Annotated in this window: 23 protein-coding genes and 1 riboswitch; of the genes, 9 read left to right on the plus strand and 14 right to left on the minus strand. The window is 68.7% G+C overall.

Translation table 11 applies throughout. From position 1 onward, the window contains the following. The first annotated feature begins 87 nt into the window (after positions 1 to 87). Positions 88 to 2331 (plus strand): TonB-dependent receptor, encoded by a 2244-nt coding sequence (locus FBQ73_RS03805; protein WP_138398188.1) that lies wholly within the window; start codon positions 88 to 90, stop codon positions 2329 to 2331. Between the two features lie 100 nt (positions 2332 to 2431). On the opposite strand, the gene FBQ73_RS03810 is transcribed toward FBQ73_RS03805, so the two are convergent. From FBQ73_RS03810 to FBQ73_RS03830, 5 genes are read right to left on the minus strand one after another with little or no spacing between them, the layout of a single operon-like run. After that, on the minus strand, positions 2432 to 3154 hold the full coding sequence (locus FBQ73_RS03810; RefSeq protein WP_138398189.1) for a DUF6925 family protein: 723 nt from the start codon (positions 3152 to 3154) through the stop codon (positions 2432 to 2434). Beyond that, complete coding sequence (locus tag FBQ73_RS03815) at positions 3151 to 3936, minus strand: ABC transporter ATP-binding protein (RefSeq protein ID WP_138398190.1); 786 nt, start codon at positions 3934 to 3936, stop codon at positions 3151 to 3153. The genes FBQ73_RS03810 and FBQ73_RS03815 overlap by 4 nt, the downstream gene beginning before the upstream one ends. Further along, the gene (locus tag FBQ73_RS03820) at positions 3933 to 4937 is read right to left on the minus strand and encodes a FecCD family ABC transporter permease (RefSeq protein ID WP_138398191.1); all 1005 of its coding nucleotides are present in this window, start codon (positions 4935 to 4937) and stop codon (positions 3933 to 3935) included. Before FBQ73_RS03820 ends, FBQ73_RS03815 begins: the two co-directional genes overlap by 4 nt. Continuing rightward, positions 4934 to 5854, minus strand: coding sequence for an ABC transporter substrate-binding protein (locus FBQ73_RS03825; protein ID WP_138398192.1), 921 nt, complete (start codon positions 5852 to 5854; stop codon positions 4934 to 4936). The genes FBQ73_RS03820 and FBQ73_RS03825 overlap by 4 nt, the downstream gene beginning before the upstream one ends. Positions 5855 to 5861: 7 nt before the next feature. Beyond that, a complete protein-coding gene (locus FBQ73_RS03830; RefSeq protein ID WP_138398193.1) occupies positions 5862 to 7892 on the minus strand; it encodes a TonB-dependent receptor plug domain-containing protein in 2031 nt (676 codons plus the stop codon). Between the two features lie 106 nt (positions 7893 to 7998). Further along, a riboswitch (cobalamin riboswitch) is annotated at positions 7999 to 8196 on the minus strand. A gap of 192 nt (positions 8197 to 8388) precedes the next feature. Here FBQ73_RS03830 and FBQ73_RS03835 point away from each other — a divergent pair. Beyond that, the gene (locus FBQ73_RS03835; RefSeq protein ID WP_138398194.1) at positions 8389 to 9768 is read left to right on the plus strand and encodes a glutamine synthetase family protein; all 1380 of its coding nucleotides are present in this window, start codon (positions 8389 to 8391) and stop codon (positions 9766 to 9768) included. Here the strand turns inward: FBQ73_RS03835 and FBQ73_RS03840 are convergent. The 6 genes from FBQ73_RS03840 to FBQ73_RS03865 form a co-directional block, all read right to left on the minus strand. Beyond that, positions 9750 to 10481: a type 1 glutamine amidotransferase gene (locus tag FBQ73_RS03840; protein WP_246089552.1), complete on the minus strand. Its 732-nt coding sequence runs from the start codon at positions 10479 to 10481 to the stop codon at positions 9750 to 9752. The two genes, FBQ73_RS03835 and FBQ73_RS03840, sit on opposite strands and share 19 nt — an antisense overlap. A 394-nt stretch (positions 10482 to 10875) precedes the next feature. Then, a complete protein-coding gene (locus FBQ73_RS03845; RefSeq protein ID WP_138398196.1) occupies positions 10876 to 11577 on the minus strand; it encodes an ABC transporter ATP-binding protein in 702 nt (233 codons plus the stop codon). Next, positions 11564 to 12352, minus strand: a complete 789-nt coding sequence (locus FBQ73_RS03850; protein WP_138398197.1) for an ABC transporter ATP-binding protein — start codon at positions 12350 to 12352, stop codon at positions 11564 to 11566. The genes FBQ73_RS03845 and FBQ73_RS03850 overlap by 14 nt, the downstream gene beginning before the upstream one ends. Next, a complete protein-coding gene (locus FBQ73_RS03855; RefSeq protein WP_138398198.1) occupies positions 12349 to 13311 on the minus strand; it encodes a branched-chain amino acid ABC transporter permease in 963 nt (320 codons plus the stop codon). Before FBQ73_RS03855 ends, FBQ73_RS03850 begins: the two co-directional genes overlap by 4 nt. Beyond that, positions 13311 to 14183, minus strand: a complete 873-nt coding sequence (locus FBQ73_RS03860; RefSeq protein WP_138398199.1) for a branched-chain amino acid ABC transporter permease — start codon at positions 14181 to 14183, stop codon at positions 13311 to 13313. The genes FBQ73_RS03855 and FBQ73_RS03860 overlap by 1 nt, the downstream gene beginning before the upstream one ends. Positions 14184 to 14503: 320 nt before the next feature. After that, positions 14504 to 15688 carry an ABC transporter substrate-binding protein gene (locus FBQ73_RS03865; protein WP_138398200.1) on the minus strand — a complete coding sequence of 395 codons (1185 nt, stop codon included), beginning with the start codon at positions 15686 to 15688 and terminating at the stop codon, positions 14504 to 14506. Between the two features lie 266 nt (positions 15689 to 15954). On the opposite strand from FBQ73_RS03865, the gene FBQ73_RS03870 reads away from it, so the two are divergent. From FBQ73_RS03870 to paaE, 7 genes are all read left to right on the plus strand, one after another. After that, a complete protein-coding gene (locus FBQ73_RS03870; RefSeq protein ID WP_246089553.1) occupies positions 15955 to 16683 on the plus strand; it encodes a TetR/AcrR family transcriptional regulator in 729 nt (242 codons plus the stop codon). 100 nt (positions 16684 to 16783) lie between these two features. Further along, on the plus strand, positions 16784 to 17650 hold the full coding sequence (gene paaX, locus FBQ73_RS03875) for a phenylacetic acid degradation operon negative regulatory protein PaaX (RefSeq protein WP_138398202.1): 867 nt from the start codon (positions 16784 to 16786) through the stop codon (positions 17648 to 17650). A 122-nt stretch (positions 17651 to 17772) separates the two neighbouring features. Further along, the gene (gene paaA, locus FBQ73_RS03880) at positions 17773 to 18768 is read left to right on the plus strand and encodes a 1,2-phenylacetyl-CoA epoxidase subunit PaaA (RefSeq protein WP_138398203.1); all 996 of its coding nucleotides are present in this window, start codon (positions 17773 to 17775) and stop codon (positions 18766 to 18768) included. A gap of 29 nt (positions 18769 to 18797) precedes the next feature. Beyond that, positions 18798 to 19085, plus strand: coding sequence for a 1,2-phenylacetyl-CoA epoxidase subunit PaaB (gene paaB / locus FBQ73_RS03885; RefSeq protein ID WP_138398204.1), 288 nt, complete (start codon positions 18798 to 18800; stop codon positions 19083 to 19085). A 232-nt stretch (positions 19086 to 19317) separates the two neighbouring features. Next, positions 19318 to 20094 (plus strand): 1,2-phenylacetyl-CoA epoxidase subunit PaaC, encoded by a 777-nt coding sequence (gene paaC, locus FBQ73_RS03890; protein WP_138398205.1) that lies wholly within the window; start codon positions 19318 to 19320, stop codon positions 20092 to 20094. Then, entirely contained in the window at positions 20088 to 20597 is a 510-nt protein-coding gene (gene paaD / locus FBQ73_RS03895; RefSeq protein WP_138398215.1) for a 1,2-phenylacetyl-CoA epoxidase subunit PaaD, read from the plus strand. The genes paaC and paaD overlap by 7 nt, the downstream gene beginning before the upstream one ends. After that, entirely contained in the window at positions 20588 to 21769 is a 1182-nt protein-coding gene (gene paaE, locus FBQ73_RS03900) for a 1,2-phenylacetyl-CoA epoxidase subunit PaaE (RefSeq protein ID WP_246089554.1), read from the plus strand. The genes paaD and paaE overlap by 10 nt, the downstream gene beginning before the upstream one ends. Positions 21770 to 22122: 353 nt before the next feature. Here paaE and paaK read toward each other — a convergent pair whose 3' ends face one another. The 3 genes from paaK to paaG are packed head-to-tail and all read right to left on the minus strand — an operon-like array spanning position 22123 to position 24773. Beyond that, positions 22123 to 23460, minus strand: coding sequence for a phenylacetate--CoA ligase PaaK (gene paaK, locus FBQ73_RS03905; protein WP_392567218.1), 1338 nt, complete (start codon positions 23458 to 23460; stop codon positions 22123 to 22125). A 12-nt stretch (positions 23461 to 23472) separates the two neighbouring features. Further along, positions 23473 to 23970: a hydroxyphenylacetyl-CoA thioesterase PaaI gene (gene paaI / locus FBQ73_RS03910; RefSeq protein ID WP_138398206.1), complete on the minus strand. Its 498-nt coding sequence runs from the start codon at positions 23968 to 23970 to the stop codon at positions 23473 to 23475. Further along, positions 23967 to 24773, minus strand: coding sequence for a 2-(1,2-epoxy-1,2-dihydrophenyl)acetyl-CoA isomerase PaaG (paaG, locus tag FBQ73_RS03915; RefSeq protein WP_138398207.1), 807 nt, complete (start codon positions 24771 to 24773; stop codon positions 23967 to 23969). Before paaG ends, paaI begins: the two co-directional genes overlap by 4 nt. Positions 24774 to 24811 lie beyond the last annotated feature (38 nt).

Here is a 24811-nt window from a genome sequence, read left to right on the forward strand (position 1 = left end):
CCGAAGACGTCGGAAGACACGGCGTGAGCGCGGCTCATGGCAGCCAGCGCCGCCGCACGTCTTGCCGTCGGCAGTCTGGATATTACAATGCCGATCCATTCCCGAAACACCCTGCGCCGCGCCCTGCAACTGACGAGCGCGCTGGTGCGTCCTTCGATCGCCGCGCTGTGTGTGGCGCCCCTGTGCGTGGCTCCGCTCGCGACGTCGGCGGCCAGGGCGCAGACCGTGCCGGAGCTGCCCACGGTCGTGGTCCGCTCCGATGCTCCCTCGAGCACCGTCCGAGGTGCCGCCGACGGTCCGTTCACCCCGGCCGACACCGCGACCATCTCGGGCGAGGAGGCCCAGGGCGCGACCCTTTCCACCAGCGATTCGGGCTCGCTGATCAGCCGGATTCCGGGCGGCGCGGCCTGGGGCGCCGGCGGCGTGTCGAGCCTGCCGGCGGTCAACGGCATGGGGGCGGACCGGGTGCAGGTCTCCATCAACGGCATGCTGTTTGGCCTCGCCTGCCCCAACGAGATGAATCCGCCCCTGTCCTTCGTCAACCCGGCGATGATCGCCGGGGCGCGGGTCTATATGGGCACCGCGCCGGTGAGCGTCGGCGGCGACTACACGGGCGCGAAGGTGGATGTGTCCGTCGCCCCGGCGCAGTTCACGCCGGGCCAGGCGCTGACGACCCATGGCAGCGTGTCCGGCTTCTACCGCAGCAACGGCGACGGCTATGGCATGGATGCCAACGTCACCGTGTCCAACGAGGACACCAGCGTGACCTACACCGGCGGCTGGGCGCGGGCGAGCGACTATACGGCGGGCGATGGCACCACCATCAAGTCCACCATGTATGAGACGCAGAACCATGCCCTGAGCGTCTCGAAGAAGCTGCAGGACCAGCTCTTCACCTTCCAGATCGGCGGGCAGTTCATTCCCTCGGAGGGCTACGTCAACCAGTACATGGACCTGGTGGACAACAAGAGCATCTACGGTAACGCCCGCTACGAGGGCCTGTTCGACTGGGGCAAGCTGGAGGCAACCGTGTTCGCCAATCGGGTGCGGCACACCATGGGCTTCATCGAGCCGGACAAGAGCGGCGACATGCCCATGGATACGCGCACCACCGATCTCGGCTATGCGGTGAAGGGGACGTTCGGGGTATCGGCCCACGACATCGTCCGCCTCGGCAATGAGCTTTACTACAACAACCTCGACGACTGGTGGCCGCCGGTGGAGGGCTCCATGATGATGGGGCCTGACACCTTCATCAATATCAACAACGGCCAGCGGCTGCGCCTCGGAACCTTCGGCGAGTGGGAGCGACACATCGACGACAAGTGGACTGCGGTGTTCGGCCTGCGCAACGACATCGTCTGGATGAATACCGGCGACGTGCAGGGCTACAACGAAATGATGTATGGGCAGAATGCCGCGCTCTTCAATGCGCAGGACCATGCCCGCACCGACTTCAACGTGGATGCCTCGGCGATCCTGCGCTACGAGGCCAACACCTCCAGCCTTTACGAGCTGGGCCTTGCCCGCAAGACGCGCTCGCCCAACTTTTACGAGCGCTATGCCTGGTCCACCAATGCCATGGCCATGAGCATGATCGGTTGGTTCGGCGACGGCAACGGCTATGTGGGCAATCTCGATCTGGTGCCGGAGGCAGCCCATACGGTGAGCTTCACCGCCACCTGGCACGATCCGGCGAAAAAGGTGTGGGAGCTGCGGGTCTCGCCCTATTACAGCTATGTGGTGGACTATATCGATGCCGACCGCTGCGCCCTGTCCACCTGCCCCAACCTGCCCAGCAACCTGACCACCACCAACAACTTCGTCTACCTGCAGTTCGCCAACCACGATGCCTGGCTCTATGGCGTCAACATCGACGGCAAGCTGGCGCTGTGGGATGACGCTGCCTATGGGCAGGGCGCGTTTCGCGGCAGCCTGAACTTCGTGCAGGGCCAGAGGACCGACGGCGTCAACCTCTACCACATGATGCCGCTGAACGGGGTCGTGGCCATCGACCATACCCTCGGCCACTGGTCCTCCAGCCTGGAACTCCAGCTGGTGTCATCGAAGACGCTGGTGAGCCAGGTGCGCAACGAGCTTGAGACTTCGGCCTATGCCCTGCTCAACTTCCGCACCAGCTACGAGCTGGACATGGTGAAGGTGGATTTCGGCGTCGATAATATCTTCGACACCAACTACGACCTGCCCCTGGGTGGTGCAAACTTGGTGAACTACCAGGTGGCGAGCATGATGGGATCGTCCGCCGCGTGGGGCTATCCGGTCGCTGGCATGGGCCGCTCCTTCAACACCCGGGTAACGGTGAGGTTCTAGAGCGCGCAACACCTTGAAAGGCAGCGCCGTTTGCGCCGGCGCTGCCTTTCCCACCGCGGCCGTCGGGACATTGGTTCTATCGCGCCGCCGCGTGGCTGCATTATCCCTGCGGCGGGTGGATGGACAGGCACGGCACCAGCCCGTCGGGGATGGGCACGCTCGCCGCGTGGGTGCGCTGGTGGGCGATGAGCTTCGGCAGCACATGGGTGTGCGGGCCATCCGGGCTCACGCCGCCGGGCGGTGGAATGGGCTGGAACACCTCGATGCGCCCGAGGGCGGAGGTGAACACGCGGTGCGGGCTGTGCTCCACCATCGCCGCCATGAGGCCGGGCGCCAGGAAGGCGGGCATCCCTTCGGCCGCGCGCAGGGCGGCGATGAGCGCCGGGGCGCGGGTGCGCACGCAGGCCTCCACGCTCCCAAGGCCGATGCCCAGATCGAACAGCAGGCCGTCGCGATCCTCATCCCGCAGGGCGTCCCTGTCGGGGCCGATCTGCGTCACCACGGCGCGTCCGGCGCGGGCGGCGGCGGTCTCCGGCAGGCAGGCCGCCCGGGCGCGGATCCGCCGCTCTGCGTGGCGCGAAGGCATCTCGTAATCGACGAGGACCGTGGCGGGATGGTGCCGCACCGCAAGGCCGCCGCGCGCCGTGACCACCGTCAGCGCTTCGGCGCCGGCCCCCATGGCGGCCGGCTCCTCCGGGTCGCGCATGAACTCGGCGATGGCGCCGAAGATGCCGAGGCTCCAGCCGGTGTGCGGATCGCGCGCGTGGATCTTCAGGGCGTCGAAGGGATCTTGAGCCGTGTCTTGAGTGGCGTCTTGGGTCATGCCTCGGGCTCCTTGCGGTCGGGCGCCCGGTCGTGGCGCCGCCAGGGCAGAATGAAAGGTTCGCCGCCGATTTCGCCGCGCTCCACCGTGACGCCATAGGCCTCGCCGACCCGGTCCGCCGTCAGCACGGCAGCGGGCGGACCCTCGGCGATGAGTCTGCCGTCCTTCATCAGGGCGATACGGTCGCAGAAGCGGGCGGCGAGGGTGAGGTCATGCAGCACCGCCACCACCGCGGTGCCAGCGCGGGCGGTGGCGCGCAGTAGTTCCATCACCTGGAGCTGGTGGTAGGGGTCGAGGGCCGCCACCGGCTCGTCGGCGAGCAGCGCCGGGGCTTCCACGGCCAGCGCGCGGGCGAGCAGCAGGCGGGCGCGCTCGCCGCCGGACAGGGTGCCGGCGGAGCGCCGCCGCAGAGGCGCCAGTTCCACGGCATCCATGGCGCGTTCGACGGCGTCATCCACGCTGGCGGCGCCATGGGGCAGCCGGCCTAGAGCCACCACCTCCTCCACCGGCAGGGGCCAGTGGATGCGACCGTTCTGCGGCAAATAGGCGAGGGTGCGGCCCAGCACCCTGCGCCCGATCTCGTCCGCCGTGCGTCCGCCATAGGTGATGGTGCCGGCGGCGATCGGATCGAGGCCGGCAAGGGCGCGCAGCACGCTGGTCTTGCCGGCGCCATTGGGGCCGATGAGGCCGAGCATCTCACCCGGCCGCGCGGCGAGGGAGAGGTCCCGCACCACCAGGGTGCCGCCCCGGTTCACGCTGATGTGGCGCGCCTCCAGCATCATTCGCCGTCCACCTTCAGGTGTCGCAGCAGGGCGAGGAAGAAGGGCGCGCCGATGAGGGCGGTGACCACCCCGAGCTTCAGCTCCGGCCGGGTCGGGATGAGCCTCACCGCGATGTCAGCCCCCAGCGTCAGCGCCGCGCCGGCCAGCCCGCTCGCCAGCAGCAGGCGCCCGGGCCGATGGCCCACGAAGGGTCGCATGAGGTGCGGCACCACGAGGCCCACGAAGCCGATGGCGCCTGCCACCGCTACACTCGCCCCCACAGCCATCGCCGTGCCGCCGATGACAAGGAGCCGCACCCGGCGCAGGGGAAAGCCGAGGCTCGCCGCCGCATCCTCGCCGAGGGTCAGCGCATCGAGGGCGCGGCCGGTGGTGAGCACCAGTGCCCAGCCCACCGCCATGAAGGGTAGGGCCAGCGCCACATGGGCGAGGCTGCGATCCGATAGGGAGCCCATGAGCCAGAACACCACCTCCAGCGCCGCATAGGGACTGGGGGCGAGGTTCAATGCCAGCGCGGTGAGGGCGCCGGACAGGCTGCTCAGCGCCACGCCGGCGAGGATGAGCGTGGCGGTGCCGGCGCCGCGCCCGGCCAGTGTCAGCAGGAAGGCGGTCGACAGCCCCGCGCCGATTAGGCCGCCCAGCGGCAAAGCCAGGGCGAAGGCGGAGGAGAAGCCGAAATAGAAGGCCACCACCGCGCCCAGCGCCGCCGCGCCCGAGACGCCCACCACGCCGGGATCGGCCAGCGGGTTGCGCATGAGCCCTTGCAGCGCCGCGCCGGTGATGCCGAGGCTGAAGCCCACCGCCGCCCCCAGGATGGCGCGGGGCAGCCGCAGTTCGGCCAGCACGAGGGCGGGCAGGGTCTGCCGCCCGGCGGCGAGGTCGGCGATCGCCGCACCGAGGTCGAGGGGCGCATAGCCCACCGCCACGGAGGCGATGAGCAGCACAGCGACGCCGACGCAGAGGGTCGCGATCAGCGCTTTGTGGGACAAGGGAGAGGCGGTCATCGGGCCGCCTCCCCCGTGGTGGGCAGGGCAGTCTGGATGCGGGAAGGGGCTGACGGGGGGCCGCCGGGCGGCGGGGCCGCCGTTTCTGTCGCGGCTTTCGCGACGGTGTCGGCCGCCGCCGCCAGCCGGGCCGCCGCTTCTGCCAGTTGCGGCCCCACGCAGGTCCACAGGCGGATGGGCAGGGACACGGACCGTCCCGAGCTGCGGAAGGCGGCGAGGGCGGGGTGGGTGAGCAGATCGTCGGCCAGCGAAGGCGGCGCGTCGGGCGCGGCGTTCACCACGAGAACGTCGGGCTGAGCCCAGACCACCTCCTCCAGCGCAAGCTGGCCGAGGCGGTCGGTGGCGAGCCGCGCCGCCAGATTGTCGAGGCCGGCCCGCGCCATCACTTCGCCGGGCAGGGAGCCGCGGCCGGCGGTGAAGCCGTTGGGCCGCAGCACGATGGCCGATGGCGGTTGCGCCGCCGGCGCGGGCAGGTGGGCGAATGCCGCCTCCATCTCGTCCACCAGCGCCGCGCCGCGCTCCGGCGTACCGAGGCGCGCGGCGACGAGCCGGATCTGGTCATAGGCCTCATCCAGGGTCTGCGGCACGCCCAGTTCCAGAACCTCAAGGCCCAGCCGGCGCAGCAGAGCGGTGGTGGTGCGGGTGGTGTAGGCGCCGACGATGACGAGATCGGGCGCCAGCGGCACGATTTCCTCCGCAAGGCCCCGGTTCACCGGAACCTGCCGCGCCAGCGCCGCCACGTTGGAGCTGCGGGGATCGCGGGCGAGAAAGGTGACGGATGCCACCTGTCCCGGGTCCGCAAGGCGCAGCACCAGCTCGTCCGCGCACAGGTTGAGCGAGGCGACGCGGGCGGGCTTGGCCTGCGTGGCCCCGGCGCAGAACAGAAGGGCGACCAGCGCCACCGCCAGCTGTTTCATGCCGTCCTCAATAGGTGAGCCGCAGTCCGCCATAGGCGCCGAAGCCCGGAGCGAGGAAGCCGTTGGGGTTCTCGTAGGTCTGGTCGAACAGGTTGTTGATGCGCGCGAACACCGTGGCATTGGTGTTGAGCTTGTAGTTGGCGGCGACATTGACCACCGTATAGCCCGGCTGGTCGATGTAGTTCGAGGTGAGCCGCACGATATCCCACCATGACGAGGCATAGACGAGGCTCGCCGAGAGGTCGAGTTCGTCCGTGGGCCGCCAGCCCAGCGTCAGGCTCACCTTGTTGTTTGGGCGGCGCAGCGGGGTGCAGGAGGTGGCGTCGATGGGCGCGCAGGCGGCGCCAAACGGCTGGCCCACCGGCATGTTGCCCACCACGTAAGTATAAGTGTAGTCGACCCGCACGTCGATGCGGTCGGTCACCGCCACAGCGACGAAGGTCTCCGCGCCCTGGGTGGTGGCGCTCGAGATGTTGACGTTCTGGTACGTCGCCGGATCGTAGCTGATGAGGTTGGTGATATCATTGTGGAAGTAGGTGGCGCCGAAGGTCACGCGCCCGCCCCACAGCTCCTGCTCGAAGCCGGCATCGTAGCCGGTGCTCTCCTCGGGCTTCAGGTCCGCGTTGCCATAATAGGGCGCATAGAGCTGGTAGAGCGAGGGCGCCTTGAAGCCGGTGCCGTAGCTTGCCTTCAGCTTGGTCCCCGTCTCCGGGAACAGGATGGCCGGGGCGAGGCGGAAGGTGGTGTGGTCGCCGAAGGTGTCGTCATCGTCGTAGCGGATGTTGGCCACGCCGAAGAAGCGCTCGCCGATGGAGCCTTGGAATTCGCCATAGACGCCGGTGTCGCCGGTGGAGGCGTCCACCTCGCTGTAGGCGGTCTCGGAGGTCATCGCCTCGTTGCGCCGCTCGAGGCCCATGAGCAGGTTCTGGCCGGGCGCGAGGGCAAGGTTCGAGTGCAGGTAATAGATCTGCCGGTCGCCCTCATATTGCCCGTTCACCGCGGGGTTGGGACCATAGGTGGGGTTCGACGTGGTCATGGCGCTGACGCCGAAGGTGGTGACGAGGCGATCGTCGAACGCGTTCCACACCCCCTCGCCCTTGGTGAAGAACATGCTGGCAAGGCTGGTGGAGGTCTGCGCCGCCGGGATGCCCTCGTAGGTGGGCGGCGGATAGGTATCCGGCGTGAAGGCGAGGCGGCTGTCGATGTAGCGGGCGATGAAATTGACCGCGAGCGCCTCCGTCGCCTGGTAGTCGAGGCGGGTGGAATAGGTCCAGTTGTCGTAGGCGTTGCCATTGATGGGGTAGCCGAACGGCACCAGATTTTGCGGCGTCACCGGGATGTCGGTGGACGCGAAATGGGTGACGTTGAAGGAATAGGCGAGCTTCTCCGTGGACCCCGAGAGCGCCGCCGCCTGGTTGAAGGTGCCGAGCGCACCACCCTCCACATAGCCCATGACCTTGGCCGGCCCGTCGCCCTTCTTGGTGGTGACCGAGATGACGCCGCCGATGGCATCGGAGCCGTAGAGGCCGCTCTGGGGGCCGCGCAGCACCTCCACGCGGGCCAGGTCGGTGGCCAGCAACTGGCCGAAATCAAAGGCGCCATTGGGCGTGGAGGGATTGCCGGCCTCTATGCCGTCGATCAGCACCTTCACATGGTTGGAATTGGTGCCCCGGATGAACACCGAGGTCTGCCCGCCCGGCCCGCCGGTTTGCACCACGTTGAGCCCGGGCAGGGACTGGAGCACGTCGGGCAGGGTGCGCTGCTGGCGGCGCTCGATATCCTCGGCGGTGACGATGCTGACCGAGCTTGCGACCTCCTTCTCCGGGGTCGGAATGCCGGTGGCGCTGACCACCAGCTCCGGCAGGTCGACGGCGTTCTGGTCGTCGGTGGACTGGGCCAGGGCGGGAGCGCCCGCGCCGGCGAGCAGCAAAAGCGCGGGAGCGAGGCGAGCGGCGGCGCGGCGCAGCTTGGCGCGGCGCAAAGGGATGCGAACGGCGCGCGTGGCGCCGGCAATCGGGAACGGGAAGGCGGCAGGCATAAGGCCTCGGCGGGACGAGTGGTCCGTCACCGCGAACGAGGCATCCTCGCGGCCGCAAGGCCTCAAGGATCAACCACCATCAGGACACCCCGCCCAATGTGCTCGCGCGTGACCACGGCTGACGGCAGGTCTCCTGGCTCACGGGTCATTGTCCTTTCTGCCGCCTTCCCAGACCGTGAGGCCCAGTGGCTGATGGCAGAGGACTCGCCGCTTACAGTTGCGGGGGCAGCCGCGGCATCGCCGGTTGCCCGACTCACCGCGTTCCCTTTTGATCCCTTGCGGGAACCGTCACCGCAAACGCTAGCGTGCGCGCTCCGGAGGCGTCAACCGGTAACTTGGGCTTAAGGCGCGTCGTCCGGGACGGCCGGGCGCCCACAATGCGGTTCTCAAGGCCCGCGATCATCGGCTAAATCAGCACCTTGTTGAATTGCGAGCGCGATTCATCGGACATATGACGCCCCTCTGCCGGGCTCGCGCTCCAGCGTCAGGAACAGGAATGGGCACGGCTTCTCCCAGCGGCTCGGATCTCGATGAAGCCAAGGCTTTCCTTGCGCGCCATCCGGATCTGAAGGCCATCGACATCATCCTGACCGACTACCACGGCATCGGCCGCGGCAAGACCATCCGGCGCCATGAGCTGGAGGCGCTCTACAGCACCGGCCGGGGCATGCCCGCTTCTTTGTTCGGGCAGGATGTGGCCGGCGACGACGTGGAGGAGAGCGGCCTCATCCTCACCGATGGCGGCGGCGACCAGGTCTGCTGGCCCATCCCCGGCACCCTCGGCCTCATGCCCGCCACCGGGCGGGGCCAGGTGCTGGTGAGCATGTACGGCGCCGACGGCACGCCCCTCGCCGTCGAGCCGCGCCACGCCCTGGGCCGGCAGGTGGCCCGCGCCCGCGCCGCCGGCTTTGAGCCCATGGGGGCGCTGGAGCTGGAATTCTATCTGGTGGACCGTGAGAGGGATGCCGGCGGGCGATACCAGCCGGCGCGCTATGCCCTCACCGGGCGGCGGTCGCTTGCCACCAACACCATGTCGGTGGACGAGCTGGACGAGATGTCGCCCCTGTTCGACGCCATCTATGCCGGCGCGGCGGAGCTGGGCGTGCCGCTGGAATCGCTCATCTCCGAATATGCGCCGGGCCAGTATGAGCTGACCATCCGCTATCGCGACCTCACGCGGGCGGCCGACGACGTGATCATCGCCAAGCGGCTCATCCGCGCCACCGCGCGCCGCTTCGGAATGGAAGCCTGCTTCATGGCCAAGCCCTTCGGCGATCGCTCCGGCTCGGGCATGCACCTGCATCTGTCGCTGGCCGGGGAGGGCGGCGCCAACCTGTTCGCCGACCTGCCCTCGGGCGAGCTGAGCCCGCTCATGCTCCACGCCATCGGCGGCATCCGCGCCACCATCGCCGATACCATGCTGGTGCTGGCGCCGTTCCTGAATTCCTGGCGGCGCTTTGCCTCCGTGGTCTATTCCCCGGTCTCGGACACCTGGGGCGTGGAGAACCGCACGGTGGCGGTGCGCGTGCCCTCGGGTAGCGCCAAGGGCCGGCATTTCGAGCACCGGGTGGCGGGGGTGGATGCGAACCCCTATCTGGTGGCGGCGGTGACGCTGGCCGGCGCGCTCGACGGCATCGCCCAGCGGCGCGATCCCGGCCCGCCGGCGGTGGGCAATTCCTATGCGGGCGCGCGGGCGGCCCATCTGCCGCGCAGCTGGCTGGACGCCATCGACTGCTTCGCGCAATCGGCCTTCGCGAAAGAGGCTCTGGGGACGGACCTGCACCACAGCTTCGCCGCCATCAAGCGCGCGGAGTGGCTGCGCCTCGCGCTGGACGTGTCCGACGCCGAGTGGGAGCTTTACGGCTTCACGGTTTGAGCGGCAGGCTCCACCTCAGCCGCAGCCTTGCCCGGCTGCCCGCGCCGCAGGAAGGCGTCGATCATGTCGGCGATGGCCGGGGTGGAGGTCTCGCCCTCAAGGCTTTCGGCGGCCTTCGCGGCGAGCTCCTCAGGCAGCGCCTTGCCGCGTGCCTTCAGAAGATCGGCGCCGAAGGCCGGGGTGAATTCCGGATGGGGCTGGAACGACAGCGCCTTGTCGCCATAGGCCAGCGCCGCGAACCGGCAGAAGGGCGAGGTGGCGATGACTTCGGCATCGGCCGGCTTCTCCACCACCTGGTCCTGGTGCCATGCCACGAGGCGCGCGTCGTCCAGCAGGCCTTCCACCGCATAGCGCTCGACGCCCACGGACCAGCCGCCGGCGAATTTCTCCACCTTGCCGCCCAGCGCCTGCGCCAAAATCTGGTGGCCGAAGCAGATGCCCACTAGAGGCACGCCGGCCGCATAGGCGCGGCGCAGGAAGTCTTCCAGAGGCGCGATCCACGGATGGGGCTCATAGACGCCGAAGCGCGAGCCGGTGATCAGCCAGCCCTCGGCATCGTTCACGCTGTCGGGAAAGACGCCGTCGAGCACCGGATAGGTGACGAATTCGAACCCCCGCCCGGCGAGCAGGCGCCGGAACATGGCGTCATAGTCGCCGTGCTGCTCGTGCAGATCCTCCGGCGCGCGCCCGGTTTGCAGGATGCCGATCTTCATGCCGCGGTCCTCAGCTTGCGCTATTCCCTATCTAGATGGGCATGGAAACGCGCAAGGACCATGCGACAAAAGAAATGTCCGGGGCAACCCGCCCCGGCGGCGTCTCCGTTTGAAGATGTGCGGCTTTGACCGGGCGCGCTGCGGAACCCTCTCCCGCACTGAAGCCGGATGTTTCCGGCTTCAGCTCTGGGGAGCCGAACTCGGCAAGAGCCGAGTTCGGGCGGGGGAGGGCAGGGAGGGGGCGGGATATCTCCGCCTTCCCGCCAGTTGGTGTTCTGCCCCGGTGCCGTGCCCCCTCCCCAGCCCTCCCCCGCAAGCGGGAGAGGGGGCGGGCCTGCGTCGGGATGAGAGCAGGGCGCGCTTCTTTCAAACTGCGACCCAGCCCCGGCGCGGTTCACAGGCCGAGATAGGCGGTGCGGACCTTGGGGTCGTCGAGCAGGGCGGCGCCGGTGCCTTCCATCACCACCCGGCCGGTCTCCAGCACATAGCCGCGGTCGGCGATGGCCAGCGCCGCCGAGGCGTTCTGCTCCACCAGCAGCACGGTGATGCCCTCCGCCCGCAGCGCGCGCACGGCGGCGAGGATCTGGTCCACCAGCAGCGGGGCAAGTCCGAGCGAGGGCTCGTCCAGCAGCAGCAGCTTGGGGGCGGCCATCAGCGCGCGGCCGATGGCCAGCATCTGCTGCTGGCCGCCGGACAGGCTCATGGCCGCGATCCTGCGCTTTTCCGCCAGCACCGGGAACAGGGCGAAGACGTGATCGAGACGCGCCCGCATGCCCGCATCCTGCCGGCGGTAGGCGCCGAGCCGCAGATTGTCCTCCACGCTCAGCGGCCCGAACACCTGCCGGCCCTCCGGCGACTGGGAGATGCCGCGCACCACCCGCTGGTGGGGCTCCAGCCGCTCGATGGCCTCGCCCTCGAACACGATTCGGCCCGAGCGCGCCGGCTGCACGCCGGAGAGGGTGCGCAGCAAGGTGGTCTTGCCGGCGCCGTTGGAGCCCACCAGGGCGACGATCTCGCCGGCCTTCACCTCAAGCCACACCTCGTGCAGCACGTTGATGCGGCCATAGGCGGAGGTGATGGCTTCAACCGTGAGCACGATCGGCCTCCCGCGCGCCGTGGTCGCCGAGATAGGCGGCGATGACCTGAGGGTTCTCGCGCACCGCGCGCGGCGCGCCTTCCGCGAGCGGGCGGCCCTGGGCCAGCACCAGCACCCGGTCGGAAATCTTCATCACCAGCTTCATGTCGTGTTCGATGAGGACCACGCCGACGCCGCCCTTGGCGATGTCGGCGATGAGATGGTCGATGGCTTCGGTCTCCACCGCGTTGCAGCCGGCGGCGGGCTCGTCGAGGAGCAGCACCTTGGGGTTAGCCGCCAGCGCGCGGGCGATCTCCAGCCGCTTCAGCGCGCCATAGGGCAGGGCGCCGGCGGACGCATCCGCCAGATGGGCAAGGCCCACCCGGCCGAGCAGTCCGAGCGCGTGCTCCCGCGTCACCTTGTTCTGCCGCGCCACGGCCGGCAGGCCCAGCAGGTCGGCGAGGAAGGAGGTGCGCTCGGCGAGGTGGCAGCCCACCATCACGTTCTCCACCGCGGTCATGCGGAAGAACACCTGCAGGTTCTGGAAGGTGCGCGCCATGCCCCGGCGCACCAGAAGGTGCGGGGCAAGGCCGGTCATGTCCTCGCCGGCCAGCGTCACGTTCCCCCGCGAGGGGCGGTAGATGCCGGTGACGAGGTTGAACAGGGTGGTTTTGCCCGCCCCGTTCGGCCCGATGATGGAGAACACCTGTCCGGCTTCCACGGAGAAGGACACGCCGTCCACCGCCCTCAGGCCGCCGAAGGAGATGCCCATGTCGCGGACTTCAAGGAGGCTCATGGCAGGCGCTCCAGGAAATAGGCGCGGATGGACGGCACGATGCCCTGGGGCAGGAAGATCATGAACACCATGATGAGCAGGCCCAGCACCGCCTGCTCGTACTCCTGCAGCGCGGTGAGCATCTGGGGCAGCACCACCAGGAAGGCCGCGCCCACCACGGTGCCGAACACCGAGCCGAGGCCGCCGATGATCACCATGGCCACCAGCTCGATGGAATGGGAGAAGCGCGCCGCTTCCGGCGTGATCAGCCCGTTCATGGCAGCAAGCAGCCCGCCCGCCACCGCGCCGTAGACCGCCGCCACCACGAAAGCGGCGAGCTTCTTGGCGCCCACATCGATGCCGGTGCCGGCGGCGGCCACCTCGCTGTCGTGGAGCGCTCGCAGCGCCCGGCCGGTGGGGCTCGCCGCGATGTTGAGGGCCAGCAGGGCGCCGATCAGCAGCGCACCGGACGTGACCCAGTACCAGTTGAGCGCACCCGTCACCCGCCAGCCGAACAGGGAGAGGCGCGACACCGCCATGCCGTCCGGCCCGCCGGTGATCTCGGCCTCGCTGTGCAGCACCAGGGCCACGATGACGCCGAAGCCCAAGGTGGCGATGGCGAGGTAATAGCCCTTCAGCTTCAGGATGGGCCGGCCCACCCCATAGGCGATGGCGCCCGCCAGAACCGCGCCGAGCACGAGGCACAGCAGGGGATCGAGCCCCAGCCGCGCCGGCCCGATAGCCACCGCATAGGCACCGATGCCGACGAAGCCGGCGTGCCCGAGGCTCACTTGTCCCGCATAGCCCATGAGGATGGTGAGGCCGAGGGCGGCCAGCGCGAAGATCCACACCAATGCCGCCACCCGCAGGTGGAAGGAGGAGGGCGCCAGCACCGGCACCAACACCATCAGCGCGGCAAGCACAATGAGCGGGGTGAAGCGGGCCCGCAGCACGCGGGCGAGGGTTGCCGTCGCGGCCATCACACGCGCTCCACGCTGCGGCCGCCGAACAGGCCGCGCGGCAGGAAGAACAGCACGAACAGGATCATCAGGAAGGCCACCGCGTCCTTGTAGGTGGAGGAGACATAGCCGGCGCCGAAGGTCTCCAGCAGGCCGATGAGGAGGCCCCCCACCACCGCGCCCACCGGATTGCCCATGCCGCCCAGCATGGCGGCGGCAAAGCCCTTCAGTGCGAACAGAGTGCCGATGTCGTAGCGGGTCAGGGTGATGGGGGTGGCCACCACGCCGGCCAGCGCGCCGATGGCCGCCGACAGGCCGAACGCCATGGCGAGGATGAGCGTGACGTTGATGCCCACGAGGCGCGCCGCGAGCCGGTTGGCGGCGGTGGCGAGCAGCGCCTTGCCCGACAGTGTGTGCTCAAGAAAGAGATAGAGCGCCACCACGAGGCCGAGCGTGGTGCCCAGCACCCACAGGCTCTGCGGCAGCAGGGTGGCGCCGCCCACCGGGATGGGGGTGTCGCCCGAGAAGGCGGGCAGGGAATGGAACTGCTTGTCGAACACGATCTGCGCCACCCCCTTGATGAAGATGGAGGCGCCGATGGTGATCATGATCAGCGTCACCGGCGAGGCGCCGCGTGCCGGCTCGATGGCGAGGCGGTGAAGCAGCAGCCCCACCCCCACGGACGCCACCACCGCGATGAAGGCCGCCACCGGCAATGCGAGGCCGGCCGACATGAGGAACACGGTGGCCATGCCGCCGATCATGACGAAATCGCCCTGGGCGAAGTTGATCACGTCGGAGGCGTTGTAGATGAGGGTGAAGCCGAGGGCGATGAGCGCATAGATGGCGCCCACCGTCAGCCCGGAAAACACCAGCTGGAGAAATTCGGACATGGTCGGGCCTGGCCTTTAGCGCCTGTCTGGAAGATCAAAAGGGGATAATCGCAATCACTTCCGTCATGCCCGGGCTTGTCCCCGAAGTCGGCTGTTGCCGGCTTCGGCTCCCCGGAAGCGGAACTCGGGAACACCCGAGTTCCGGCATCCACGCCGAACCGCTTGGGAGGGCGTACGGAAGTCAGTCCCAGCCTTCCCGCGTGGATGGCCGGAACCCGCATGCTTGCGGGTTCCGTTCGCAAGGGCGGAAGTCGGCAACAGCCGACTTCCGGGACACGCCCGGCCATGACGGTGATAAAAGCACCTGCGAGAGCGGCGCCTCAGCGCGTGGGGGCGTCCAGCGTCCAGTCACCGCCGCGGATCTCCAGCATGCGGAAGGAATCCGTGCCGAGGCCCAGATGGTCGGTGGGCGAGAAGCTGTAGACGCCGGTCACGCCCACGTAAGTCTTGGTGGCTTCCAGCGCGTCGCGGATCTTTTTCGGCTCGGCGGACTTCGCCTTGTCGATGGCCTGCGTCACCAGCTGGATGCCGTCGAAGCCGTAGCCGCCGAAGGTGGAGACGCTCTGGCCCGTGGCCTTCTCGTAGGACGCCTTGTAGGCGGCGACCACCGCCTTCTGGGGGTCCTCGGCCGCGAGCTTGTCGCCCACCAGGATGGCGGGAGCCGGCAGCCGCACGCCTTCGGCCGCGGGTCCCGCCAGCTCGATGAAGCTCTTGGAGGCGACGCCGTGGCTCTGGTACAGCGGCAGCTTGAGACCGAGCTGGGCATAGTTGCGGGTCACGATGGCCGGACCCTGGCCGAAGCCGGGATTGAGCACCGCCTCGACGCCGGCGGTGTTCTTGATCTTGTTGAGCTGGGGCGTCATGTCGGAATCGGTGGCGCCGTAGGTTTCGTCGGCGAGCACCGTGATGTTGTAGCCGCCGACCACCTTCAGGCACTGGTTGCGCATGGACTTTCCGAAGCCGTCGGTGCCCGAGATCATGCCGATCCTGGTGATGCCGCGCGCCTTCATGTCCTCGAAGATCTTCTGGCAGGCGGTCTTGTCGGTGTGGGGCGTCTTGAAGACGAAGGCGCGCACCGGCTCGATGATCTCGATGCCGCCGGCCAGCGACACGAAGGGGATGCCGGCCTCCTCGAACACCGGGATCATGGCCATGGTGGCACCGGTGGAGGTGCCGCCCACCATGGCCACCACCTTGTCGTCTTCCACGAGGCGAGTGGCGAAGGTGCGCGCCTTGTTGGCGTCGCCGCCATCGTCATAGAGCACCAGCTCCACCGGGCGGCCGAGGAGGCCGCCCTTCTTGTTCAATTCTTCCACATAGATCTTCAGGGTCTTGGCCTCGGGGTCGCCGAGGAAGGCCGCCGGGCCGGTGGCGGACACGACAGAGCCGATCTTGATGGGGTCTGCGGCCAAAGCGGGCGCGGCGGCGAGGGGCGCGAGGGCGAAGCTTGCGAAGGCGAGGGCGGCAGCGCGCAGCACCGGCCGCAGGCGAGCGGTCGTATCCATGAAGCGTTTCTCCAAAAGGTCCATTTCGGGCCAAGGAGCGGGTTTGCCCGCCTCCAGCCGCCGCGCCATTCGGCCGACGGTAGGGGAACTATATAATTGACCGACCGGATGGTCAATATAATCAGCGCTCCCCGGAAACGCTTGATGTGGATCATTGATCGACCAGCCGGACAATATTTGTTATCTCCTGTCCGTTCGCCCCGGGGCGGACGATGGCCGGTGCCGGGGCTCGCCCAGCGGGGCGCCGGAGGGCAGGAACAGGACAGATGGCTCGGACACGCGCGCAGGACTACGACGCAAAACGGCAGGTGATCCTGCACAAGTCGGCGGAGCTGTTCGCCCAGTTCGGCTATTCGGGCACCTCGATCACCATGATCGCGGAGGCGTGCGGCGCCTCCAAGGCCTTGCTCTATCACTATTATCCAGACAAGGAGGCGGTGCTCTTCGACATCCTCTCCACCCATCTGGAACAGCTTATCCAGGCGGTGGAGACGGCGCTGGAAGCCGCCCCCGAGGGCGATCGCCTGTTCGCCATCGCCTCCGCACTGCTCGAATCCTATCGCGATGCCGATGCCGAGCATCAGATCCAGATCGCCAATCTCAAGCTGCTGCCGGCCGACAAGCAGGATGCGCTCAGGGCCATGGAGCGCCAACTGGTGGTGCTGATGTCCGACGCCATCGCGCAGGAGGTGCCGCAGATCGGTCGGGGGCCACTGTTGAAGCCGGTCACCATGTCCGCCTTCGGTATGCTGAACTGGCACTATCTGTGGTTTCGCGACGGCAAGGGGCTGACCCGCGCCGAATATGCCCGCCTCGTCACCAGCCTGATCACCGCCGGCGCGGCGGGAGCGGCCGCGGCCGTTGCGGGCCCCGAGGCGCCGCCCCGTGCCGAGCCCCGCGTGCGCGCGATCACGCCGTCCGCCGCGCCGGTTGCGGCCGCGCGACGCCGGGCTCCAGCGTCAGCCGCCAAGGCCGGACGGCGCAAGGCCGAGTAGAGCGCGATACGGGCAGATTGCTTCAATTTGCTCGGTGAATCGCCCTCTCCCGCTCTCGTCCGGGGTTTCCGCTTGCGCGCATCTCGGGCTATGGAACGGCATGTCGCGCCGCGCCCTTGATCTCATCCTCGACCATGTCCGCGCCGAGCCCTCGCGCACCTGGTCCATCATCGTCACCATCTATGGCGATGCCATCGTGCCGCGCGGCGGCTCGGTGTGGCTCGGCACCCTGCTCGCCTTCTTCAAGGGGTTGGACATCGCCGACGGGGTGGTGCGCACCGCCATGTCGCGCCTCGCCGCCGACGGCTGGCTGACGCGCACGCGCATCGGCCGCAACAGCTTCTACCGGCTTGCCGACAAGGGCCGCGAGACCTTCGCCCGCGCCACCGAGCACATCTACAGCCACCGCCCGCCCGAATGGCACGGCCATTTCCAGATGCTGCTCATCGAGCCCGCCGCGCGGGAAGGCGCGCGCGCCTCTCTGGACGCGGCTGGCTATGGGGTTCCGCTGCCGGGCGTCTTCATCGCGCCGGCGGGCACAGACGTGCCGGAGGAGGCGCTGGGGGCCCTGCGGCTTGAGGTGTCGGGCACACCGGAAGCCCAGCAGGACCTCGCCGGCCGCGCCTGGCGGCTGGAGGAGACGGCGCAGGCCTATGTGAGCTTCATGGAGGTGTTCGCGCCCCTGCGCGCGACGCTCGCGGCGGGAGAAACCCTCACCGATCTTGAGGCCATGGTGGCGCGGGTGCTGCTCATCCACGAATATCGCCGCATCGTACTGCGCGATCCCATTTTGCCGGCCGCCATCCTGCCTGCCGACTGGCCCGGCCCGGCGGCCCGCGCCCTGTGCGCCGATATCTATGCCCATGTGATCGCCGCGTCCGAGCGCTGGCTCGATGACAACGCCGTGGGCGAGGACGGCGAACCGCTGCCGGCCAGCGCGAAAATAAGGCGTCGGTTCAAGGACTAAGCGCTCTTCCCGCCACGCAGGGGCGCCCACGGGAAGCCATGGCGCACTGCAATATGTTACGAAAATTAGTTGATATAGAATTTTTCGTAATATATAAGACGGGCACTCAGGGAGGAGAGCCCATGTACACGCAGGCCCTCAACGCCAATCCGGACGCCGACACCCGTGACCTTGAGGACGCCGCGCAGCTGGCCCGTTTCGAGGCGCGCGTGGCCGACGAGGAGCGGATCGAGCCCAACGACTTCATGCCCGCCGCCTATCGCCGGACGCTGACGCGGCAGATTTCCCAGCACGCCCATTCCGAGATCATCGGCATGCAGCCGGAGGGCAACTGGATCACCCGCGCGCCCTCCCTGCGGCGCAAGGCGGCGCTGCTCGCCAAGGTGCAGGACGAGTGCGGCCACGGCCTCTACCTCTACGCGGCGGCCGAGACGCTCGGCACCTCCCGCGAGGAACTGGTGGAGCAACTGCTCTCGGGCAAGGCGAAGTATTCGTCCATCTTCAATTATCCGACGCTGACCTGGGCGGATATCGGCGCCATCGGCTGGCTGGTGGACGGGGCGGCGATCATGAACCAGATCCCGCTCTGCCGCTGCTCCTACGGCCCCTATGCGCGGGCTATGATCCGGGTGTGCAAGGAGGAATCCTTCCACCAGCGCCAGGGCTACGAGATCATGCTCACGCTGGCGCGCGGCACCGCCGAGCAGAAGGAGATGGCGCAGGACGCGCTGAACCGCTGGTGGTGGCCGAGCCTGATGATGTTCGGCCCGCCGGACGCGGCATCCAGCCATTCCGACAGCTCCATGCGCTGGAAGATCAAGCGCTTCTCCAATGACGAGCTCAGACAGAAGTTCGTGGACGCCACGGTGCCGCAGGCCCACTTCATCGGCCTCACCTTGCCCGATCCGGACCTTTCCTTCGACGCGGCCGCCGGCCACTGGCGCTACGGCACCATCGACTGGGAGGAGTTCAAGCAGGTGATCGCCGGCAACGGCCCCTGCAACCGCGACCGCATGGCCACCCGCCGCAAGGCCCACGAGGACGGCGCCTGGGTGCGCGAGGCCGCCCGCGCCTTCGCCGAAAAGCGCGCCGCGACCAAGACCGCCGCAGCGGCCTGAACCAACAGAAGACTTGGAGGAGACGCCCCATGGTCGACGCCGCAACCCCCTTGTGGGAAGTGTTCATCCGCAGCCGCAACGGGCTGGCGCACAAGCACGCCGGATCGCTCCACGCCGCCGACGCCACGCTGGCGCTCCAGGCCGCGCGCGATCTCTACACCCGGCGCGGGGAAGGGTTGTCCCTGTGGGTGGTGCCGTCCAGCGCCATCACCGCGTCCGACCCGGCGGACAAGGGCATGATGTTCGAGCCCACCGCCTCGAAGATCTATCGCCACCCCACCTTCTACGAAGTCCCGGAAGAAGTCGGGCATATGTGACCGGGGCGCGTTGCGCCCCTCGAAGGCGCCTTACCGCCGTCATGGCCGGGCTTGTCCCGGCCATCCACGCGGAGCGGCTGGGAATGACTTCCGTAAGCTGTCCCAAGCGGTTCGGCGTGGATGCCCGGGACAAGCCCGGGCATGACGGGGTGATTGCAGGTACGCCAATTTGAACTTCCAAACAGTCTCAAACAAGACTGCCCGCACGGCGGGCCGAGGCGAGGAACCCCACATGGCCACCACCTCCATCACCGTGCGCGAGACGCCGCTGGTGCGCTACCTGCTGCGCCGGGCCGACGATGCGCTCATCCTCGGCCATCGCCTGTCGGAATGGTGCGGCCACGCGCCCACCATGGAAGAAGAGATGGCGCTGGCCAATATGGGCCTCGACCTCCTCGGCCAGGCGCGCTCGCTCTATACTTACGCCGCCGAAGTGGAAGGCGAGGGGCGAACCGAGGATGACTTCGCCTATCTGCGCGGCGAGCGGGCCTATGGCAACCTGCTGCTGGTGGAACAGCCCAACGTCGATTTCGCCCGGACCATGGCACGGCAGCTCTTCTATTCGGCCTTCATCGATCCCTATTGGCGGGCGCTGATGGCCTCGCCCGACGCGACGCTGTCCGCCATCGCCGCCAAGGCGGAGAAGGAAAGCGCCTATCACGTGCGCCATTGCGCGGAATGGCTGATCCGCCTCGGCGACGGCACGGCGGAAAGCCACGCCCGCGCCCAGGCGGCGGTGGATGGCCTGTGGGCCTTCACCGGGGAGCTGTTCGAGGCGGACGCCTCCGAAGCCGGCCTCATCGCCGATGGCATCGTGCCGGACCCGGACAGCCTGCGCGCGGCGTGGACCGCCACCGTGTCCGCCGTGCTGGCGGAGGCCACCTTGAAGCTGCCGCAGGCCGGCTGGATGCAGAAGGGCGGGCGCGACGGCCGCCATTCCGAGCATCTGGGGCCGCTGCTCACCGAGCTGCAATATCTCCAGCGCACCTTCCCGGGAGCGACCTGGTGACCGGCGCGGCGCTGGCCGATCCGGCGGCGCTGCGCGACGAGGTGTGGCGCGTGGCGGGTGCGGTCACGGACCCGGAAATCCCGGTGCTCTCCATCGCCGACCTCGGCGTGCTGCGCGACGTGCGCGTCGCTGACGGGCGGGTGGAGGTGCTGATCACGCCCACCTATTCGGGCTGCCCGGCAATGACCATGATCGCGCTGGAGATCGAGCTGGCGCTCGACAAGGCGGGCCTTGGCCCGGTGGTGGTGAAGACCGTGCTGGCCCCGGCCTGGACCACCGATTTCATGAGCGAGGACGGCCGGCGCAAGCTGAAGGCCTATGGCATCGCCCCGCCGGCCAAGACCGCCGGGCGCCGGGCGCTGTTCGGGGTCGAGGTGGTGGACTGCCCGCAGTGCGGCTCCTCCGACACGGCGGAAATCGCGCCGTTCGGCTCCACCTCCTGCAAGTCCCTGTGGCAGTGCAAGGCCTGCCGCGAGCCGTTCGATTACTTCAAATGCCACTGACGGGTGACGCCATGGACAATGCGACGCAAACCGCGATCGACACCACCGCCGTTTCCGGCATCCCGTCCACCGGCGCGGGCGCTGCCCCCAAGGGGGCGGGCACGCCGAAATTCCACCGCCTCGCCGTGCGCGAGGTGCGCCGCGAGACCGTGGATGCGGTCTCCCTCACCTTCGAGGTGCCCTCGGCCCTTGCCGCCGATTTCGCCTTCGCCCCCGGCCAGTATCTGACCCTGAAGGCGACGCTGGAGGGGGAGGAGATCCGCCGCTCCTATTCCATCTGCTCCGGGCCGGACGACGGCGAGCTTCGCATCGCGGTGAAGCAGGTGGAGGGCGGCCTGTTCTCCACATGGGTGAACGAAAGCCTGAAGGCCGGCGACGAACTGGAGGTGATGACCCCCACCGGCCGCTTCGGGCTGGAGCAGGCGCCGGGCAATGCCCGCATTCATGTGGCGTTCGCGGCGGGCTCGGGCATCACGCCGGTGCTCTCCATCGCCCGCGGCGTGTTGGCGCGCGAGCCCGACAGCCGCTTCTTCCTGTTCTATGGCAACCGCTCCACCGACAACATCCTGTTCCGCACCGAGCTGGAGGAACTGAAGGACCGCTTCCTCGGCCGGCTGTCCGTGTTCCACGTGCTGTCGCGGGAGCAGCAGGACCTCGCCATTCTCAACGGCCATCTGGATGGGGAGAAGGTGCGCCTTCTGCTCACCGCCATGGTGCCGGCGGCGGCGGTGGACCACGCCTTCGTCTGCGGCCCCACCGCCATGATCGACGAGCTGGAGGCGACGCTCGCCGATCTCGGCCTGCCGAAGGACAAGGTGCATGTGGAGCGCTTCGTCTCGGCGCTGGGCGGCAAGCCGCGCCCGAAGCCGGTGGTGGCGCCCGATGCCGCGCCGGCCCATGTGGCCTCCCTCATCGTGGACGGCAAGCGCCGCGACGTGCCGGTGGCCGAGGGCGAGGCCATCCTCGACGCGGCGTTGCGGGCCGGCATGGACCTGCCCTTCGCCTGCAAGGGCGGCATGTGCTCCACCTGCCGCGCCAAGGTGGTGGAAGGTTCGGCCGAGATGGAGGTGAACTATTCGCTGGAGCCGTGGGAGCTGGAGGCCGGCTTCATCCTCACCTGCCAGGCGCGGCCCACCAGCGCGCGGGTGGTGGTGGATTTCGATCAGGTGTGAGTGGGGCGCCGGCCCGTTTGGAAGTTCAAAAGGGCAGTGCCGTCATCACCATCGTCATGGCCGGGCTTGTCCCGGCCATTCACGCCGAACCGCTTGGGATAACATGCGAAAGTCGTTGCCGGCCTTGCCCCGTGGATGGCCGGGTCAAGCCCGGCCATGACGGCAATGAAGCGGCTGCGGCGGCTGCACGTTGCCACCTGCGCGACTTGCCAAACGGTCTCTGAGCGCGCGCCTTCATGGCGTCCCGCGCCATCGTTGCACAGAAAAAGGCCCGGCTTGCGCCGGGCCTTTTCAGTTTGGGGTGACGGCGGGCGCACCCGCCGCCGGGAGGATGGAAAGCTCACCCCGAAAGCTCACCCCTTGGGGCGGCGGTCGATGATGCGCTTGGCCTTGCCGGTGGCGGTGCGCTCGATGCCGCCGGGGGCATGCAGCTCGATGCGGGTGGTGATGCCCACCGTGTCCTTGATACGGGCGAGGATGTGCGCCGCGCAGGCTTCAATGTCGGTGCTGCCATGAGCCTCCTCGCGGATCTCCGCATGCACGGTCATCTCGTCCATGCGGCCCTCGCGGGTCAGCTCCAGCTGGTAGTGGCCCGAGCAGGTCTCGATGGAGAGCAGGATTTCCTCGATCTGGGTGGGGAACACGTTCACCCCGCGCAGGATGATCATGTCGTCCGAGCGGCCGGTGACCTTCTCCATGCGCCGCATGCCGGGCCGCGCCGTGCCGGGCAGAAGGCGGGTCAAGTCGCGGGTGCGGTAGCGGATGATCGGGAACGCCTCCTTGGTGAGGGAGGTGAACACCAGCTCGCCCTTTTCCCCGTCCGGCAGCACCTCGCCGGTGATGGGATCGATCACCTCCGGAAGGAAGTGGTCTTCCCAGATGTGCAGGCCGTCCTTGGTCTCCACGCATTCCTGCGCCACGCCGGGGCCGATGACCTCGGAGAGGCCGTAGATGTCGGTGGCGTCGATGGCGAAGTCGCGCTCGATCTCCTCGCGCATGGCATTGGTCCACGGCTCGGCGCCGAAGATGCCGTACTTGAGCGAGGAGGCGCGCGGGTCCAGTCCCGCCTTGGCGAAGCCGTCCAGCAGCGCCAGCATGTAGCTCGGCGTCACCATGATGGCGTCGGGCTTGAAGTCGTGGATGAGCTGCACCTGGCGCTCGGTCATGCCGCCCGACATGGGCACCACGGTGCAGCCGAGCCGCTCCACGCCGTAATGGGCGCCGAGGCCGCCGGTGAACAGGCCGTAACCATAGGCCACATGCACCATCATGCCCGGCCGCACCCCCGCCGCGCGGATGGAACGGGCCATCACGTCGGCCCACATGTCGATGTCGGCGCGGGTATAGCCCACCACGATGGGCTTGCCGGTGGTGCCCGAAGAGCCGTGCACCCGCAGCAGCTTCTCCCGCGGCACTGCGAACAGGCCGAAGGGGTAGTTGTCGCGCAGGTCGGTCTTCACCGTAAAGGGGAATTTGGCGAGATCGGACAAGTCGCGCAGGTCGGAGGGGTGCACCCCCGCCTCGTCGAACTTCCTGCGGTAGAACGGCACGTTCTCATAGGCGTGGCGCAGCGACCAGGCCAGGCGCTCGCGCTGGAGGGACTGGATTTCGTCCCGGGATGCCCGTTCCGCTGCATCGAGGCCGGCCTCGAAGGTCCGGCCAAAGGAAACCGCCGGCAGAGCCATGTTCATCGTCTCCTCCACTCAAGCTGTGGTCGTGTGGTCGCGGCTCTCCGGCGCGCTTGGGGACGGGGCGATCAACGCCCCGCCGATGGTGCGAGAATGCCCGCGAAACTGCGCGATCACCACGCCGTCCTCGCTCACCTCCACGTCGTAGATGCCGGAGCGCCCGCTGCGGGCGATCTCCCGCGCCGTGGCGAGGAGGGTCTTGCCGCGGGTGCCGGGGCGCAGGTAGGTGACCGCGCAATGGGCGGCCACCGTGCGCTCGTCATAGGAGTTGCAGGCGAAGGCGAAGGCGCTGTCCGCAAGGGCGAAGATGAAGCCGCCATGGGCCATGCCGAAGCCGTTGCACATGCGCTCGGTGAGCGTCATGGAGATCGTCGCCGTACCGGGGCCCACCGCGACCAACTCCATGCCGAGGCCCTGGCTCGCATGGTCGGTGGCCCACATGGCGTCGGCGCTGAGGCGCGCGGTTTCCTGCGGCGTGCGCGTCGGGGCGGGATGCGGGGCGTGGGTGTTCATGCGCGCCGCCCCGAGAAGCGCGCCGGGCGCTTTTCCATGAAGGCGGTGACGCCCTCGCGATAGTCCGGCGTGCGGCCGGCCTCGCGCTGGAGGTCGCGCTCCAGGTCGAGCTGGGCGTCGAGAGCATTGCCGGCGGAGGCGTTGAGCGCCTGCTTGGTGAGGGCGAGGCCCTGCGTCGGCTGGCTGGCGAGATGGGAGGCGAGGGCGCGTGCCTCGTCCAGCAGCGCGGCGTCGTCCACTGCCTTCCAGATCAGGCCCCAGCTTTCGGCCTGTTCGGCGCTCACCGGCTCGGCCAGCAGCATGAGGGCGCGGGCGCGGGCGTCGCCGATGAGGCGGGGCAGGAAGAAGGTGCCGCCGGAATCCGGCACGAGGCCGATCTTGGCGAAGGCCTGGATGAATTTCGCCGACCGCGCCGCCAGAACGATGTCGCAGGCAAAGGCGATGTTGGCGCCGGCCCCCGCCGCCACCCCGTTCACCGCGCACACCACCGGCTTGCGCAGGGCGCGGATGCGCCGGATGAGGGGATTGTAGAAGGCCTCGATGGTGGCGCCGAGATCGAGCGGCCCCTCCGCCTTCGCCCGGTCGCCGAGATCCTGTCCGGCGCAGAAGCCGCGTCCAGCCCCGGTGAGCAGCACCGCCCGGCAGTCCTCATCCGCCGCCGTGTCGAGGGCCGCCGCGAGGGCGCGGTGCAGCTCCTCGGTGAAGGCGTTGAGGCGCTCGGGGCGGTTGAGGGTGAGTTCCACCCAGCCCTCGTGCTGCGCCACGAGAAGCACCGGCGGCACGGCGGCCGGCTCGCTCGTCATTGTGTCCGCTTGGAGTGCGACCACTTCATCCTCCCAGA

The sequence above is a fragment of the Xanthobacter autotrophicus genome (assembly GCF_005871085.1).
Lineage (GTDB): Bacteria > Pseudomonadota > Alphaproteobacteria > Rhizobiales > Xanthobacteraceae > Xanthobacter > Xanthobacter autotrophicus.

Excerpts from the sequence above, each read along its gene's own strand:
- FBQ73_RS03805 (WP_138398188.1), top strand. The coding sequence starts at position 88 with ATGCCGATCCATTCCCGAAACACCCTGCGCCGCGCCCTGCAACTGACG.
- FBQ73_RS03810 (WP_138398189.1), bottom strand. The coding sequence starts at position 3,154 with ATGACCCAAGACGCCACTCAAGACACGGCTCAAGATCCCTTCGACGCC.
- FBQ73_RS03815 (WP_138398190.1), bottom strand. The coding sequence starts at position 3,936 with ATGATGCTGGAGGCGCGCCACATCAGCGTGAACCGGGGCGGCACCCTG.
- FBQ73_RS03820 (WP_138398191.1), bottom strand. The coding sequence starts at position 4,937 with ATGACCGCCTCTCCCTTGTCCCACAAAGCGCTGATCGCGACCCTCTGC.
- FBQ73_RS03825 (WP_138398192.1), bottom strand. The coding sequence starts at position 5,854 with ATGAAACAGCTGGCGGTGGCGCTGGTCGCCCTTCTGTTCTGCGCCGGG.
- FBQ73_RS03830 (WP_138398193.1), bottom strand. The coding sequence starts at position 7,892 with ATGCCTGCCGCCTTCCCGTTCCCGATTGCCGGCGCCACGCGCGCCGTT.
- FBQ73_RS03835 (WP_138398194.1), top strand. The coding sequence starts at position 8,389 with ATGGGCACGGCTTCTCCCAGCGGCTCGGATCTCGATGAAGCCAAGGCT.
- FBQ73_RS03840 (WP_246089552.1), bottom strand. The coding sequence starts at position 10,481 with ATGAAGATCGGCATCCTGCAAACCGGGCGCGCGCCGGAGGATCTGCAC.
- FBQ73_RS03850 (WP_138398197.1), bottom strand. The coding sequence starts at position 12,352 with ATGAGCCTCCTTGAAGTCCGCGACATGGGCATCTCCTTCGGCGGCCTG.
- FBQ73_RS03855 (WP_138398198.1), bottom strand. The coding sequence starts at position 13,311 with ATGGCCGCGACGGCAACCCTCGCCCGCGTGCTGCGGGCCCGCTTCACC.
- FBQ73_RS03860 (WP_138398199.1), bottom strand. The coding sequence starts at position 14,183 with ATGTCCGAATTTCTCCAGCTGGTGTTTTCCGGGCTGACGGTGGGCGCC.
- FBQ73_RS03865 (WP_138398200.1), bottom strand. The coding sequence starts at position 15,688 with ATGGATACGACCGCTCGCCTGCGGCCGGTGCTGCGCGCTGCCGCCCTC.
- FBQ73_RS03870 (WP_246089553.1), top strand. The coding sequence starts at position 15,955 with ATGGCTCGGACACGCGCGCAGGACTACGACGCAAAACGGCAGGTGATC.
- paaX (WP_138398202.1), top strand. The coding sequence starts at position 16,784 with ATGTCGCGCCGCGCCCTTGATCTCATCCTCGACCATGTCCGCGCCGAG.
- paaA (WP_138398203.1), top strand. The coding sequence starts at position 17,773 with ATGTACACGCAGGCCCTCAACGCCAATCCGGACGCCGACACCCGTGAC.
- paaB (WP_138398204.1), top strand. The coding sequence starts at position 18,798 with ATGGTCGACGCCGCAACCCCCTTGTGGGAAGTGTTCATCCGCAGCCGC.
- paaC (WP_138398205.1), top strand. The coding sequence starts at position 19,318 with ATGGCCACCACCTCCATCACCGTGCGCGAGACGCCGCTGGTGCGCTAC.
- paaE (WP_246089554.1), top strand. The coding sequence starts at position 20,588 with ATGCCACTGACGGGTGACGCCATGGACAATGCGACGCAAACCGCGATC.
- paaK (WP_392567218.1), bottom strand. The coding sequence starts at position 23,460 with ATGAACATGGCTCTGCCGGCGGTTTCCTTTGGCCGGACCTTCGAGGCC.
- paaI (WP_138398206.1), bottom strand. The coding sequence starts at position 23,970 with ATGAACACCCACGCCCCGCATCCCGCCCCGACGCGCACGCCGCAGGAA.
- paaG (WP_138398207.1), bottom strand. The coding sequence starts at position 24,773 with ATGACGAGCGAGCCGGCCGCCGTGCCGCCGGTGCTTCTCGTGGCGCAG.